The sequence below is a fragment of the Kribbella caucasensis genome (assembly GCF_004361855.1).
GTDB classification, from domain to species: domain Bacteria; phylum Actinomycetota; class Actinomycetes; order Propionibacteriales; family Kribbellaceae; genus Kribbella; species Kribbella caucasensis.
On record NZ_SNWQ01000002.1, the window covers coordinates 245,058 to 260,475 of the forward strand.

Sequence of the window (15,418 nt, forward strand, 5' to 3'; positions counted from 1 at the left end):
CACGCGAGCAGCTGCTGACAGTGATAGCATCGATAGCGCTGAGAGCAGTGGAGGTGGCGGATGGCGGCAATCACCGTGCGTAATCTGGATGATCACGTGAAGCAGCGGCTACGGATCCGGGCCGCGCAGCACGGCCGGTCGATGGAAGCAGAGGTACGGGCGATCATCGTCGAGGCGGTCGGGGCCGAAGATGAACCCAAGAACATCCTGACGAGATTGCGCGAGAGCGCCGCCGAACTCGGTGGAGTCGATCTGGACATTCCGCCGCGGGAGGGCACGATCCGGGTAGTGGAGTTCGACGAATGATCGTCGTGTTCGACACCAATGTCGCCTCTGAACTGATGAAGCCGACGCCGGACCAAGCCGTCACGCGTTGGTACGAGGCGCGGCGCCCGAACGGGCTGTACACAACGGCTATCACGGTGGCTGAGATCCGGCACGGCATCGAGCGGCTGCCGGCCGGGCGGCGTAAGACCCGGTTGTCGGAAAAGGTAGGTGAGGTCTTCATGGATTGCGTAGACGCGATCCTGCCATTCGATGCCTACGCCGCGGCGCTCTATGCGGAGGTTGCGGTCGGCCGGGAGCGCATCGGTCTGCCGATCGGTTCGTCCGATGCGAAGATCGCCGCGATCTGCCGGGTGGTGGACGCCACGCTGGCGACCCGGACCACGAAGGACTTCGCCGAGACCGGCATCACTGTGGTGAATCCCTGGGAGTGACCGCGTACCGGGCTGTGGATGGTGGGTCGGGGGTTTGGGGCGGGGGCCATTAGGCTGAGGCGGTGACTCCGGAACAGCTCGCTGAGAAGATCCTGCAGGCCCTGACCGCGCTCGTCGACGACGGCAGCATCGCGCTCGACGGTGGGTTGCCGGGCGAGCTGAAGGTGGAGCGGCCCAAGAACCCCGAGCACGGGGACTACGCGACGAACGTGGCGATGCAGCTGGGCAAGCGGGCCGGGCTCAATCCGCGGCAGTTCGCCGAGTTGCTGGCGGCCAAGCTCACCGACGACGACGCCATCGACGCGGTCGAGATCGCCGGGCCGGGGTTCATCAACATCCGGGTCGCGGCCGATGCCCAGGGCAAGGTGGCCGCGCAGATCCTGGAGGCCGGCCCGGAGTACGGGAGTACTGACAGCCTGCACGGTCAGGCGATCAACCTGGAGTTCATCTCGGCCAACCCGACCGGGCCGCTGCACCTCGGGCACACCCGGTGGGCCGCCGTCGGTGACGCGCTGGCCCGGGTGCTGGCCAAGGCCGGTGCGGTGGTGACGCGCGAGTTCTACATCAACGACCGCGGCGCCCAGATGGAGAAGTTCGGGGCCAGCCTCCAAGCCGCCGCGCACGGCCACAAGATCCCCGAGGACGGCTACCACGGCGAGTACATCCTCGACCTCGCCAAGCAGATCGTCGACGAGGTCCCGGACATCCTGACGTTGCCGGAAGACGAGCAGGCGACGGCGTTCCGCGAGGCGGGGTACGAGCGGCAGTTGAAGGAGCAGCAGGCTCAGCTCGACCACTTCCGGACCAAGTTCGACGTCTGGTACTCCGAGCGCAGCCTGCACGAGCAGAACGGCGTCGGCCACGCGATCGAGAAGCTCCGCGAGCAGGGCCATCTGTACGAGGCGGACGACGCGCTCTGGATGCGGACCACCGACTTCACCGACGACAAGGACCGGGTGCTGATCCGGACCAACGGCGAGCCGACATACTTCGCCTCCGACGCCGCGTACTACGTGAACAAGCGCGAGCGCGGCTTCGAGGTTTGCATCTACATGCTCGGCGCGGACCATCACGGCTACGTGAACCGGCTGAAGGCGATCTCGGCCTGCGCCGGTGACGACCCCGAGCACAACATCGAGATCCTGATCGGCCAGCTGGTGAAGATCCTCAAGGGCGGCGAGGAGATGAAGCTGTCCAAGCGGGCCGGCACCATCGTCACGCTGGCCGAGCTGGTCGAGGAGGGCGGCGTCGACCCGCTCCGGTACACGCTGTGCCGCTACCCGGTCGACTCCCCGCTGACCCTGGACATCGAGGAGATGACCCGCCAGGTCAGCGAGAACCCGGTGTACTACGTGCAGTACGCACACGCCCGGCTGGCCTCGATCCTGCGCAACGCCGACGATCTCGGGATCAAGCTGGACGAGTTCGACCCGGGCCTGCTCAGCCGCGAGCGCGAGGGCGACCTGCTCCGGGCGCTGGCCGAGTTCCCGCGGATCGTGGCGACCGCGGCCGAGTTGCGCGAACCGCACCGGATCGCGCGCTACCTGGAGGACACGGCGTCCGCGTTCCACAAGTTCTACGACAGCTGCCGGGTGCTCCCGCGCGGCGACGAGGAGGTCGAGCCGGTGCACAAGGCCAGGCTGACCCTGGTCGGCGCCACCCGGACCGTCCTCGCCAACGGGCTCGACCTGCTCGGCGTCTCCGCTCCGGAGCGGATGTGAGGGCGCACGAGGCAGGGGCCCTGCACGCGGACATCGGCCACCGCGGCCCGTCCTGGCTCCGGGCCCCACGCGACGTCAACGATCTCATCCCGTCGCTGTGGTCGCACACCGCGAAGAAGACCGGCGAGGGCTCGCTGGTGGTCGGTGGTGTCGACGTCCGTGACCTGGTCGCCGAGCACGGCAGCCCGGCGTACGTGCTGGACGAGGACGACTTCCGGTCCCGGGCCCGGGCGTTCAAGCATGCGTTCAAGGACTTCGACGTGTACTACGCCGGCAAGGCGTTCCTGTGTACGACGGTCGTTCGCTGGGTGATGGAGGAAGGGCTCAACCTCGACGTCTGTTCCGGTGGCGAGCTCGCGGTCGCGCTCCGGGCCGGCGCCGATCCGAAGCGACTGGGTTTCCACGGCAACAACAAGTCCGAGCAGGAGCTGGCCCGCGCGCTGGACGCCGGTGTCGGCCGGATCATCGTCGACTCCCTGCACGAGATCAGCCGGCTGATCGAGCTGGCCCGGGAGCGCGACACGATAGCACCGGTGATGGTCCGGGTCACCGCGGGCGTCGAGGCGCACACCCACGAGTACATCGCGACCGCACACGAGGACCAGAAGTTCGGTTTCTCGATCACCTCCGGCGCCGCCTATGAAGCCGTTGCCCGAGTCAACGAAGCACCCGAGCTCGACCTGCTCGGGCTGCACTCGCACATCGGCTCGCAGATCTTCGACTCATCCGGTTTCGAGGTGGCCGCGAAGCGCGTGATCGCCTTGCACGCAAGGGTTTCCGATGAGCTGGGCGTCGACATGCCGGAGCTCGACCTCGGTGGTGGTTTCGGGATCGCGTACACCACCCAGGACGACCCGTCGGACCCGGCGCAGCTCGCAACCGAGATGGGCAAGATCGTCGAGCACGAGTGCCGCGCGCAGGAGGTCGACGTACCAAAGGTGTCGATCGAACCGGGCCGCGCGATCGTCGGACCGGCCGTCTGCACGGTCTACACGGTCGGTACGGTCAAGCAGGTCGCGCTCGATTACGGTGCCGAGCGCACCTATGTGTCAGTCGACGGCGGGATGAGCGACAACATCCGCACCGCCCTGTACGACGCGGACTACTCCTGCACCATCGCCAACCGGTACTCCGATGCCGAGCCCACGCTGGCCCGGGTGGTCGGCAAGCACTGCGAGTCCGGTGACATCGTGGTGAAGGACGAGTTCCTGCCGTCCGACCTGGCCCCGGGCGACCTGATCGCCGTACCGGGGACCGGGGCGTACTGCAGGTCGATGGCGAGCAACTACAACCACGTACCGCGGCCACCGGTGATCGCGGTCAAGGACGGTCGCACCCGCGTCGTCGTACGCCGGGAAACCGAAGACGACCTGCTGATGCTGGACATGGGAGTTGAGGGGCATGTCTCCTAGCCCCGTGCGTGCTGCGCTGCACTCGGCGGCGCACCTCGCTGCACTGGTGCAAAGGTCACGATGCTCCGCATCGAGCCCTTCACCCCAGCACACCGAGCCACACCCCCGAGCACATGCTCGCGACTGCACGGGACTAGGAGACATGCCCCTGTGAACGAGAAACCCCTCAAGGTTGCGCTGCTGGGTTGTGGCGTCGTCGGGACCGAGGTGGTCCGGATCCTCACCGACCAGGCCGAGCACCTCGCCGCCCGCGTCGGCGCGCCGCTGGAGATCGCCGGCATCGCCGTACGCCGGCCCGGGCGCGCGCGGGATATCGCGGTGGACCCTTCGCTGATCACGACCGACGCGCAGGCCCTGGTCTCGCGCGGCGACCTGGACATCGTGATCGAGGTGATCGGTGGGATCGAACCGGCTCGCGGCCTGATCCTCACCGCGCTCGAGCACGGCGCCTCCGTGGTCACCGCGAACAAGGCGCTGCTCGCCGAGGACGGCCCGGCCCTGTTCGCCGCCGCCGAGAAGTACCAGCGCGACCTGTACTTCGAGGCGTCCGTCGCCGGTGCGATCCCGATCCTGCGTCCATTGCGCGAGTCGCTGGCCGGGGACGACGTGACCCGGGTGATGGGCATCGTCAACGGCACCACGAACTACATCCTGGACAAGATGGACTCCACCGGCGCCGGGTTCGACGAGGCGCTCGAGGAGGCCCAGGCACTCGGGTACGCCGAGGCGGATCCGACTGCGGACATCGAGGGATTCGACGCCGCCGCCAAGGCCGCGCTGCTGGCGAGTTTGGCCTTCCACACAAGGGTTTCCATCGCGGATGTGCATCGCGAGGGCATCACCGAGGTGTCGGCGACCGACATCGCCTCGGCCCGCGAGATGGGCTGCGTGGTCAAGTCGCTGGCGATCTGCGAGCTGGACGAGGCGACCGACTCGGTGAGCGCCCGGGTCTACCCGGCGATGATCCCGTTGACCCATCCGCTGGCGTCCGTCCGCGACGCGTTCAACGCCGTTTTCGTGGAATCCAAGGCGGCCGGCCAGCTGATGTTCTATGGTCGTGGGGCCGGCGGCGCCCCGACGGCCAGTGCTGTCCTCGGGGATCTGGTGTCCGCCGCGCGCAACCGGCTCAAGGGTGTGCCGGGGGTCGGCGAGTCGTCGTACACCCAGCGGTCGGTCCGGCCGATGGGGGACGCGCTGACCCGGTATCACGTGTCGCTGGACGTGGCCGACAAGGCCGGTGTACTGGCGGCGGTGGCGCATGCGTTCGCCGAGCACGACGTGTCGATCCAGACCGTCCGCCAGGAGGGCCGGGGTGGTGATGCGCAGCTCGTGGTGGTCACACACACCGCCACCGACGCCGCGCTGTCCGCAACCGTAGAGACCTTGCGTGAAATGGACATCGTCCGAGAAGTCCTCAGTGTCATGCGGGTTGAAGGAGAATGAGCCATGGCCCACCAGTGGCGGGGCGTGATCGAGGAGTACCGGGACCGATTGCCGGTCACGAGTGAGACCCCAGTAGTCACGCTCGGCGAGGGCGGGACGCCGCTGGTGGCCGCGCAGTGGCTCAGTGAGCAGACCGGCTGCGAGGTCTGGCTGAAGGTCGAGGGCAACAACCCGACCGGGTCGTTCAAGGACCGCGGGATGACGGTGGCGATCTCGCTGGCCGCGGAGGCCGGGGACAAGGCCGTCGTCTGCGCCTCGACCGGCAACACGTCCGCCTCGGCCGCCGCGTACGCCGTCCGCGCGGGCCTGCTGCCGTTGGTGATCATCCCGGCCGGCAAGATCGCGAAGGGCAAGCTGGCCCAGGCGATCGTGCACGGCGCGAAGCTGGTGTCGATCGACGGCGGCTTCGACGCCTGCCTGCGGATCGTTCGCGAGCTGGACAAGTCCTACCCGGTCGCGCTGGTGAACTCGGTGAACCCGGCCCGGCTGGAGGGCCAGAAGACCGCTGCCTTCGAAGTCTGCGACGCGCTCGGTGACGCGCCCGACCTCCATCTCCTGCCGGTCGGCAACGCGGGCAACATCGCGGCCTACTGGAAGGGCTACCTGGAGTACGCGAAGGACAACCTGGCCACCAGGACGCCGCAGATGTGGGGCTTCCAGGCCGAAGGGGCCGCTCCGATCGTGCGCGGCGCGATCGTCGAGCACCCGGACACCAAGGCCACCGCGATCCGGGTCGGCAACCCGGCCTCGTGGACGCTCGCCGAGGCCGCCCGGGACGAGTCGGGTGGCCGGATCGAGGCCGTCAGCGACGACCAGATTCTGTCCGCCCAGCGTGATCTGGCCGCCCATGAAGGTGTCTTCGTCGAGCCCGCGTCGGCGGCCGGTGTGGCCGGGCTGCTGGCTTCGAAGGCGGCCGGCCGGCTCGACAGCGGGCAGACAGTGGTGATCACTGTCACAGGTCACGGCCTGAAGGACATCGACACCGCGCTGTCGTATGCCTTGCCCGTCGAGACGCCGGTGACCGCCGCGGACACCGACGAGGTGGCCCGCGTCGCCGGACTGATCTGATGGCGCCTGATCTGATGGCGTCGGATCGATCCGGACCGGCGTCCGTCCGGGTCCGGGTGCCCGCGAACTGCGCGAACCTCGGTCCCGGCTTCGACGCCTTCGGCCTCGCCCTCACCCTGTACGACGAGCTGACGGTGACCGCGGGTGGTTCCGGGGTCACCGTCGACGTGGTTGGTGAGGGGGCGGGCGAGGTACCGCTCGACGAGTCTCACCTGGTCGTTCAGTCGATCCGGGCCGGGCTGGAGTCGCTCGGCGCGTCCGTGCCCGGTTTCACCCTGCGTTGCGAGAACCGGATTCCGCACGGTCGTGGCCTGGGGTCGTCGTCGGCCGCGATCGTCGGCGGCATCGCCGCGGCGTACGGGCTCACCGGTACGCCGCTGGACCGGGATCGCGTGGTCGCGCTGGCAGGAGAGATCGAGGGGCATCCGGACAACGTCGCGGCCGCGACACTCGGTGGATTCACGATTGCTTGGATCGAGGCGGGGACGGGCCGGGCGATCCGGTTGGAGCCTGTCGCGGGGTTGAGTGGTGTGGTCTACGTGCCGCAGACGAAGGTGCTGACCAAAGAGGCTCGTGGGTTGCTGCCGGACGTCGTACCGCACAGTGAAGCGGCCGCGAACGCCGGGCGAGCGGCGCTACTGGTTGCGGCCGTGACCGCTCGGCCGGACTTGCTGCTGACGGCGACGGAGGACCTGCTGCACCAGGAGTACCGGGCCACGGCGATGCCGGAAAGCCTTGCGTTGATGCACAAACTGAGGGGGAGCGATTGGCCGGCGGTGATCGGTGGAGCGGGTCCGACAGTTCTCGTCCTGGGCGGCCCAGGTGAGACCTCTGCCGGGATCCCTGCGGTGCCGACGGGTTCACTGCCTGCGGCGCCCGATGGGTGGGCGCGGTACGAGCTCGAGGTCGATCCAGTCGGTGTACAGGTCTGGTCAGGTGAGGTGGCCGGCGAAAGTTCGCCGTCGGCGGAATGATCCGGATCTGACACGCGTTATACCTCCCGAGTCTCAGTTGGACCCGGAGTGGTGCTAGTCTCGACTCACCCGATCCCCTCCAGGCGATCGGCAACTCTCGTCGCGATCCGGGCTGTGTCCCGGCACCCAGGTGTCACGTGGCGACCCTCCTGTGAACTGAACTTGCGCCGCCTGCGCCGGTGATTTCCGGGGGACTCAGATCGACCGAGAGCCCTTGTGCCCACGTCGCCGTTTCGTCGGTCGTGGGTGATGATTCCGGGCGATGAGCCTTTCAGGACATCGTCCATCCGTGTGGGAAGGACCTCACGTGACAGAAACTGTAGAAGCCTCCAGCGGCGCTGCTGCGCCGGCCGATGCCGGCGCCACCACGCGCCGTCGCAAGGCCGGAGGCGGCCTCGAAGGCATGCTGCTCCCCGAGCTCAAGCAGCTCGCCGGGACGCTCGGCATCAAGGGCACCGGCGCGCTGCGCAAGGGCCAGCTGATCGAGGCGATCAAGGCCGCCCAGGCGGGTGGCGGCTCGACGAGCGGAACCCGCTCGCGGTCGAGTCAGCCGACGCTGGACGAGGCGGCCGCGGAGCCGGTGGCAGTCAAGGCCGAGGCTCCGGTGCGGGAGAGCGGCAGCCGCCGTACCCGTGCCACCGCGACGGACACCGCTCAGGCTTCCGCCCCCAAGGCTTCCGCCCCGCAGGCGTCCGTAGCCGAGGCGCCCGCCGCTCAGGCGTCCGCGGCTCAGGCGTCCGTCGAGACGCAGCCGGCGCCGCAGGTCGCCGCCCAGAACGGCGCGGTGGTGGAGACCGCCGGTACCGAGAAGGCCGAGCAGACCGACAACCGGTCGGGCAACCGCGATGGCCAGGGCCGCGATGGTGGCCGGGACCGCAGCCGCGGCCGCGACAGCCAGCGGGAAACCCAGCGTGACGGTCGCGACCAGAACCGTGACGGCCAGAACCTGCGGGACAACCAGAACCGCGAGCAGAACCGCGACACCCAGAACCGCGACAACCGCGAGCAGAACCGCGACGGCCGGGACAACCAGAACCGGGACAACCAGAACCGGGACAACCAGAACCGGGACGGAAACCGCGACCAGAACCAGCGCGACAACCGCCAGGGCGACAACCGCCAGGGCGACACCCGGCAGAGCGATCGCCAGGGCGACCGTCAGGGCGACAACCGCCAGAACGACCGGCAGAACGACCGTGGTGACGAGGGCGATGGACGCAGGCGTCGTCGCCGCGGCCGCGACCGGGATCGCACCCGCGACGGCCGCGACACCGGCGGCCGCGACACCAGCCGGAACCGGGGCCGCGGCGAGCGGTTCGACCCGGAGCCGACGGTCAGCGACGACGACGTCCTGGTACCGGCCGCCGGCATCCTCGACGTGCTCGACAACTACGCCTTCGTCCGGACCAGCGGCTACCTGCCCGGCCCGAACGACGTGTACGTCGCGCTGTCGATGGTGAAGCGGTACGGCCTGCGCAAGGGCGACGCCATCACCGGTGCGGTGAAGCAGCCGCAGGAGGGTGAGCGCAAGGAGAAGTTCAACCCGCTGGTCCGGATCGACACCGTGAACGGGTCGGACCCGGAGATCGCCAAGCAGCGGCAGGACTTCAACAAGCTGACCCCGCTGTACGCGACCGAGCGGCTCCGGCTCGAGACCGAGCCCGGTGTGCTGACCACCCGGATCGTCGACATCGTCAGCCCGATCGGCAAGGGCCAGCGCGGCCTGATCGTGTCGCCGCCGAAGGCCGGTAAGACGATGGTGCTGCAGGCACTGGCGAACGCGATCACCACGAACAACCCCGAAGTACACCTGATGGTCGTGCTGGTGGACGAGCGGCCTGAAGAGGTCACCGACATGCAGCGCACCGTCAAGGGCGAGGTCATCGCGTCGACCTTCGACCGCCCGGCCGACGACCACACCACGGTCGCCGAACTGGCGATCGAGCGGGCCAAGCGCCTGGTCGAGCTCGGCCACGACGTGGTCGTCCTGCTCGACTCGATCACCCGCCTCGGCCGTGCGTACAACATCGCGGCCCCGGCGAGCGGCCGGATCCTGTCCGGTGGTGTCGACTCGTCCGCCCTCTACCCGCCGAAGCGGTTCTTCGGCGCGGCCCGCAACATCGAGGACGGCGGCTCGCTGACCATCCTGGCGACGGCGCTGATCGAGACCGGCTCCAAGATGGACGAGGTCATCTTCGAGGAGTTCAAGGGCACCGGCAACATGGAGCTGAGGCTCCGCCGCGAGTTCGCCGACCGCCGGATCTTCCCGTCCATCGACGTGGTCGCCTCCGGTACCCGCCGCGAGGAACTGCTGATGAGCAAGGACGAGACCCAGGTGGTCTGGAAGCTCCGCCGGGTGCTGTCCGCGCTGGACGGCCAGGCGGCACTGGAGCTCCTGATCGGCAAGCTCAAGGAGAGCAAGTCGAACATCGAGTTCCTGCTCCAGGTCAACAAGACCACCCCGTCGGCCGGCGGCCGCAACACCGACGACGGCAACTAAAGAGGCCGGGGCGGGCTTGATTGGTATGTGAGAGCCCGCCCGTGGCACACTTGTCTGTCGGTTCCGGTTCACGTCTGCGCCCGCGGACGACCCGGGACACCTGAGACCTAGGAGATCCCTTGAAGAGCGACATCCACCCGACGTACGTGATGACCACGGTGACCTGCACCTGTGGCGCGACGTTCCAGACCCGCTCCACCGCGGAGAACGGCGTCATCCACGCCGACGTCTGCTCGCAGTGCCACCCGTTCTACACGGGCAAGCAGAAGATCCTCGACACCGGCGGCCGCGTCGCCCGGTTCGAAAAGCGCTACGCCAAGAAGTAGCCGTCCCACCGCGCGCCGGTCCGCGCCCCCGCTGAGGGGTCGCAGCGGACCGGCGCGCGGTTTCTGTGTCCACACACCTGACTGCTGGCTGTGTCCTCACCAAGAAGGGAGTGCCCAGATGTTCGAGGCCGTACAGACCCTGAAGGCCGAGTACGCCGACCTGGAACGGCGGATGTCCGACCCCGACCTGCACTCCGACCAGGCCCAGGCCCGCAAGGTCGGCAAGCGGTACGCCGCGCTGGCCCCGGTGGTCCGCACGTATGACGAGTGGCTGCAGACCGCCGACGACATCGAGGCCGCCAACGAACTCGCCGCCGAGGACCCGGCGTTCGCCGACGAGGCCGCGAAGCTGGCGACCCGCCGCGAGGAGCTGGCCGAGAAACTCCGGCTGCTCCTGGTCCCACGCGACCCGGGCGACGACAAGGACGCGATCCTCGAGATCAAGGCCGGCGAGGGCGGCGACGAGTCGGCCCTGTTCGCGGGCGATCTGCTGAAGATGTACCTGAAGTACGCCGAGTCGCAGAACTGGAAGACCGAGGTGCTGGACTCCGCCGAGTCCGACCTGGGCGGCTACAAGTCGATCACCGTCGCGGTGAAGGCCAAAGGAACCCCCGAGCCCGGCGAAGCGCCGTACGCGAAGCTGAAGTTCGAAGGCGGCGTGCACCGGGTCCAGCGGGTGCCGGTGACCGAGTCGCAGGGCCGGATCCACACCTCCGCGGCCGGTGTGCTGGTGCTCCCGGAGGCCGAGGAGGTCGACGTGGAGATCGACGCCAACGACCTGCGCATCGATGTCTTCCGCTCGTCCGGTCCAGGCGGTCAGAGCGTCAACACCACCGACTCCGCGGTCCGGATCACCCACCTGCCGACCGGCATCGTGGTCTCGATGCAGAACGAGAAATCCCAGCTGCAGAACCGCGAACAGGCCATGCGCGTACTCCGCTCCCGGCTGCTCGCCGCCGCTCAGGAAGCCGCCGATCAGGAAGCATCGGACGCCCGCCGTTCGCAGATCCGCACGGTCGACCGGTCCGAGCGGGTCCGCACCTACAACTTCCCGGAGAACCGTTTCTCCGACCACCGCGTCGGCTACAAGGCGCACAACCTCGACCAGGTCCTCGGCGGCGACCTGGCCCCGGTGATCCAGGCGCTGACCGACGCCGACATGGCCGCCCGGCTGGACGCGGTCGAGTCCTCCCGGTGAACGCACGCCAACTCATCGCCGCCGCCTCCACCCGGCTGGCCGATGCGGGCGTCGCCTCACCCGACTACGACGCCACCGAACTCCTCGCCTTCGTCTGCGGCGTCTCCCGGACTCGCCTGAGCCTGATCGAGATCACCGCCGACCAGCAGACCCGGTACGACGAGTTGGTGGCGCGCCGAGCACAACGCGAACCGCTGCAACACCTGACTGGCACAGCCGCGTTCCGGTACCGCGAGCTCGCGGTCGGCCCCGGCGTCTTCGTGCCGCGCCCCGAGACCGAAGTACTGGTCGGCTGGATCCTCGATCGGCTGGCCGACGTGAAGTCGCCGCTGGTGGTCGACCTGTGCTCCGGTTCCGGCGCAATCGCGGGTGCGGTCGCCACCGAACGCCCCGACAGCACCGTGCACGCGGTCGAACTGTCGCCCGAAGCGTGTGTCTGGGCTCGCCGCAACCTCGAAGGAACCGGTGCGACCCTGCACGAGCGCGACATCGACGGTTGCCTCCCGGAACTGGACGGCCGGGTCGACGCGGTGATCGCCAACCCGCCGTACATCCCGTTGACCGCCTGGGAATCCGTCACCACCGAGGTGCGCGACCACGACCCCGCGCTGGCCCTGTGGTCCGGTGACGACGGCCTCGACGAGATCAAGGTCGTCGCCGCGACCGCCGGCCGGCTGCTCAGACCCGGTGGCTGGTTCGGCTGCGAACACGCCGACGTCCAAGGCGAGTCGGCCCCCGCCGTCTTCGCAGCCACCGGCCTCTTCACCGAGGTCCGCGACCAACTCGACCTCTCCGGCCGCCACCGCTTCACCACCGGCCGCCGCATTCACTCGTAGACGACGAACTCCGGGCGGGGCTTGAGGGACATGACCTGTTGGGGTGTCATGAGTGGGCCGTGCCGGGCGTCTTCTTTGTAGAAGACTTTGAAGCCCGCATGGACATCGGGCGCCATCGTCGTGGTGAGCTTGGTCCAGGTGGATTCCTTGTTCTTGCGATGGCCGATGCCGTCGACGGACTTGATCATCACCACGCCGGGGTGCTGTCTCAGCGCCTTCTCCTGGCTGATGATCCGGGTCGACAACTGGTGGAAGACGAAGAGCTTCTCGGGCAGATCGTGCTGCTTCACCAGACCGGACAGGTACGACGCGATCTCGTCGAGCTCGGCGCCGCTGGTGTGGCCGAAGACCCGGCCGGGCACCTGGTTCGGGCCGACCGCCCACTCGGGATCGAAGGCGAGCCCGACATCCGGTTCGTCGAGCCACTTCTCCAACCGCCTCACCTCGGTGACGATGTCCGCGCGACCGGGCTGCACGTCGAGCAGCAGCAGCGCCCGGTGTTTGCGGGCGACGTCGAGGTACTCCTGGATCTTGTCGTCTTCGAGCCAGCCGCGGTACATGCGGTCCCTGCCGGGCTTCTCCTTCGCGATCACCACGATGAGTTCCATCACCGGTTGCGGGGTGCGGCCGTAGGCGTACGACTTGGCCAGCGTCTCCAGCCTGGCCGCCTTCGTGTCCAGGTCCTTGTCCAGCGGCCCGAGCGCGGCCGAGCCCGGGAACCCGACGTACCCGACCAGCTGGTACTTCGGGAAGATCGTCCGCCCACCGCGCGGCAACTCACCATCCGCTGGGGCCGCGGGCGTGGGCGTGCTGGGTGTGGACTTACCAACCGATGGCGTCGCACCTACGTCGGCGGGGGCATCGGTACACGCGGCGACTGCGCCTAGCACCAGCGCCACGGCCGCTGTGGCGGCAGGGAGCTTTCGCGAGGAAGGCACCGAACCAGGGAACCACGCGACAGCCTGCACGCAACCCCTCAACGTCGGCGTGCTGACCTCGAGCGGGAGCTCCTTGCCCGAGGCCTACGGGTTTCCTGGCGCTGCTCGCCGATAGAATCTGGCTCCGCGTGGACGCGGTGTCCACGGGCGACGATGAGGCCAGACGTGACGGAGACGGGGAACAAGAGCGCGCAGCCGGACCCGCGCTGGTCGTTTGACGACGAGCGCGCATTCGAGTCGGCTCGCAATCGGATCGGCGCCGTGATCGCGGCGTACAGCGCTCGCATCGGCGCCGCCGAGGCCGCTGGTAACGATGCCGAGGCCGACCGCCTGGCGGACGTGTCCGCGGAGTACGAGGAGCTCCGGCGCAACCTGTCGCCCGACGCGAAGGACGAGATCGCGAGGATCAACGCCGAGTTCTCCGGGCTGCTGGCTCGGGTCCGCGCCGGTGAGGTGTGAGCAAGCTCTCGCCGGACAAGCTGCAGGAGTTCTACCTGCGGCGGATCCGCAGCGGGATCTTCAACCACCGCCGGTCCCGGTTGCTGAGGCAGCCCACCGTCCTGTTCATCGCCGGACAGCCCGGCGCGGGGAAGACCACCATGCAGGCCGCGGCGATGGAGCGCCTCGGTATGAAGAAGGCCTACGTCCTCGACCACGATGAACTGCTCGACAAGCACCCCAACTATGCGAGTGGCGCTCTCGAGAACGACTACACCGCGTCCGGAGTCTATGGCGAGGATGCTGCGACCTGGCGCGGATGGGCCCTCCATGATGTGCAGGCCCGGCGTATGGACGTTGTCGTGCCCTTCCCGATCTCGGGGCAGTACGACCTCGACCTGATGAGGCAGTTCCAGGCCAAGGGGTACCGCGTCGAGGTCGCGTTCGCGGCAGCAGTGGCCGCCGCCTTCGCAGGAGGTACAGCAGCCAGCGCAGCAGCAGTCGGCCGGTCAGTCTGTTGATCGACCGCCCGGCCAACCGCCTCACAACTGGCAAGGGTTCGCAGTCCGGTTGCAGACCGAACAGGCTTCACCGCGGGACATCTCTGCGCCTGGGCCCGAGTCCAGCTCACAGCCGGAGGGCGGCGCGGTCCCGCCCGCACATCTCTCTCACCGTAGCCAGGCTCCCGGTCCGGCACGTGACCCGCGCGGCACCGGCGAGTAGGAGCCTAGGCCTTCACGTAGGCGTCGATCTCCGCGATCACGGCGTTCTTCACCGAGTCCTCGGCGAACGACACCCGTACGGCGGTCCGGGCGAGCTCGGCGGCGCCCTGTTCGTCCAGGCCGAGCAACTCCGACGCCACGACGTACTCGTTGGTCAGATCGGTGCCGAACATCGGCGGGTCGTCGGAGTTGATGGTGACCACCAGGCCGGCGTCGACCATCGCGGGCAGCGGGTGCTCGGCGTACGAGGGGACCGCCTGGGTCGCGATGTTCGACGTCGGGCTGACCTCGAGCGGGATCCGGTGCGTGGCCAGGTAGTCGACCAGCGCCGGGTCCTGCATGGCCGACGTGCCGTGGCCGATCCGCTCGGCCTTGAGCACGCGCAGCGCGTCCCAGATCGTCTCCGGCCCGGTGGTCTCACCCGCGTGCGGCACGCTGTGCAGACCGGCAGCCAGCGCGGCCTCGAAGTACGGGGCGAACTGGGGCCGCGGTACGCCGACCTCCGGGCCGCCGAGGCCGAACCCGACCAGGCCGTCCGGGCGGATCTTGGTCGCGATCCGCAACGTCTCCTCGGCGGCCGGCAGACCGGACTCGCCGGGGATGTCGAAGATCCACCGCAGCGTGATGCCGAGCTCCTTCTCGGCCGCGGTCCGGGCGTCCTCGATCGCCTCGCAGAACGCCTCCGCCGCGATGCCCCGGAGCCCCGACGTGTGCGGCGTGACCGTCAGCTCGGAGTACCGGATGTTCTGCGCCGCCATCTCGCGAGCGATCTCGTACGTGAGCAGCCGGACGTCTTCGGGCGTCTTGATCAGGTCGACGACGGTCAGGTAGATCTCGATGAACTTCGCGAAATCGGTGAAGGTGAAGTACTCCGCCACCGCGGCCGGGTCGGTGGGCACCGGCGACTCCGGATGCCGGGCGGCGAGCTCGGCGACGATCCGCGGCGATGCGGACCCGACGTGGTGGACATGCAGTTCGGCCTTCGGCAGGCCGGCCAGGAACTCCCGCGACAAAGTCATGGCCGCGATCCTAGGCAGGCCTGCGGATCGGCCGCTCGATTCCTGACATTCGGTTGTCAGGGATGCGCTTGGGTGGGTCAAGTGGAGCGGGTGACCAGGTGGGT

The 15,418-nt window shown here is 68.7% G+C and carries 15 protein-coding genes; 13 read left to right on the forward strand and 2 right to left on the reverse strand.

Features of this window, described 5'->3' with window-relative positions; genetic code table 11:
• Positions 1–60 precede the first annotated feature (60 nt).
• From EV643_RS05335 to prmC, 11 genes are all read left to right on the forward strand, one after another.
• A complete protein-coding gene (locus EV643_RS05335) occupies positions 61–306 on the forward strand; it encodes a FitA-like ribbon-helix-helix domain-containing protein (RefSeq protein ID WP_133798825.1) in 246 nt (81 codons plus the stop codon).
• On the forward strand, positions 303–719 hold the full coding sequence (locus EV643_RS05340) for a type II toxin-antitoxin system VapC family toxin (protein ID WP_238165376.1): 417 nt from the start codon (positions 303–305) through the stop codon (positions 717–719). Before EV643_RS05335 ends, EV643_RS05340 begins: the two co-directional genes overlap by 4 nt.
• A gap of 62 nt (positions 720–781) precedes the next feature.
• Positions 782–2,440 carry an arginine--tRNA ligase gene (argS, locus tag EV643_RS05345; RefSeq protein ID WP_133798826.1) on the forward strand — a complete coding sequence of 553 codons (1,659 nt, stop codon included), beginning with the start codon at positions 782–784 and terminating at the stop codon, positions 2,438–2,440.
• Positions 2,437–3,852 (forward strand): diaminopimelate decarboxylase, encoded by a 1,416-nt coding sequence (gene lysA / locus EV643_RS05350; RefSeq protein WP_133798827.1) that lies wholly within the window; start codon positions 2,437–2,439, stop codon positions 3,850–3,852. The genes argS and lysA overlap by 4 nt, the downstream gene beginning before the upstream one ends.
• A gap of 150 nt (positions 3,853–4,002) precedes the next feature.
• Complete coding sequence (locus EV643_RS05355) at positions 4,003–5,295, forward strand: homoserine dehydrogenase (protein ID WP_133798828.1); 1,293 nt, start codon at positions 4,003–4,005, stop codon at positions 5,293–5,295.
• A 3-nt stretch (positions 5,296–5,298) separates the two neighbouring features.
• Positions 5,299–6,363, forward strand: coding sequence for a threonine synthase (gene thrC / locus EV643_RS05360; RefSeq protein ID WP_133798829.1), 1,065 nt, complete (start codon positions 5,299–5,301; stop codon positions 6,361–6,363).
• The gene (thrB, locus tag EV643_RS05365; RefSeq protein ID WP_238165377.1) at positions 6,363–7,337 is read left to right on the forward strand and encodes a homoserine kinase; all 975 of its coding nucleotides are present in this window, start codon (positions 6,363–6,365) and stop codon (positions 7,335–7,337) included. Before thrC ends, thrB begins: the two co-directional genes overlap by 1 nt.
• Before the next feature lie 307 nt (positions 7,338–7,644).
• Positions 7,645–9,837 carry a transcription termination factor Rho gene (gene rho / locus EV643_RS05370; protein ID WP_202869401.1) on the forward strand — a complete coding sequence of 731 codons (2,193 nt, stop codon included), beginning with the start codon at positions 7,645–7,647 and terminating at the stop codon, positions 9,835–9,837.
• Between the two features lie 119 nt (positions 9,838–9,956).
• Positions 9,957–10,163 carry a 50S ribosomal protein L31 gene (gene rpmE / locus EV643_RS05375; protein WP_133798831.1) on the forward strand — a complete coding sequence of 69 codons (207 nt, stop codon included), beginning with the start codon at positions 9,957–9,959 and terminating at the stop codon, positions 10,161–10,163.
• A gap of 118 nt (positions 10,164–10,281) precedes the next feature.
• Entirely contained in the window at positions 10,282–11,361 is a 1,080-nt protein-coding gene (gene prfA, locus EV643_RS05380; protein WP_133798832.1) for a peptide chain release factor 1, read from the forward strand.
• Positions 11,358–12,197 carry a peptide chain release factor N(5)-glutamine methyltransferase gene (gene prmC, locus EV643_RS05385; RefSeq protein WP_202869402.1) on the forward strand — a complete coding sequence of 280 codons (840 nt, stop codon included), beginning with the start codon at positions 11,358–11,360 and terminating at the stop codon, positions 12,195–12,197. The genes prfA and prmC overlap by 4 nt, the downstream gene beginning before the upstream one ends.
• Here the strand turns inward: prmC and EV643_RS05390 are convergent.
• Positions 12,188–13,135: a hypothetical protein gene (locus EV643_RS05390; protein WP_133798833.1), complete on the reverse strand. Its 948-nt coding sequence runs from the start codon at positions 13,133–13,135 to the stop codon at positions 12,188–12,190. The genes prmC and EV643_RS05390 overlap by 10 nt on opposite strands.
• A gap of 165 nt (positions 13,136–13,300) precedes the next feature.
• On the opposite strand from EV643_RS05390, the gene EV643_RS05395 reads away from it, so the two are divergent.
• Both EV643_RS05395 and EV643_RS05400 read left to right on the forward strand, forming a co-directional pair.
• Positions 13,301–13,594 (forward strand): hypothetical protein, encoded by a 294-nt coding sequence (locus tag EV643_RS05395; RefSeq protein WP_133798834.1) that lies wholly within the window; start codon positions 13,301–13,303, stop codon positions 13,592–13,594.
• Positions 13,591–14,094: a zeta toxin family protein gene (locus EV643_RS05400; protein ID WP_133798835.1), complete on the forward strand. Its 504-nt coding sequence runs from the start codon at positions 13,591–13,593 to the stop codon at positions 14,092–14,094. Before EV643_RS05395 ends, EV643_RS05400 begins: the two co-directional genes overlap by 4 nt.
• 206 nt (positions 14,095–14,300) lie before the next feature.
• Here EV643_RS05400 and EV643_RS05405 read toward each other — a convergent pair whose 3' ends face one another.
• Positions 14,301–15,314: an adenosine deaminase gene (locus EV643_RS05405; RefSeq protein WP_133798836.1), complete on the reverse strand. Its 1,014-nt coding sequence runs from the start codon at positions 15,312–15,314 to the stop codon at positions 14,301–14,303.
• Positions 15,315–15,418 lie beyond the last annotated feature (104 nt).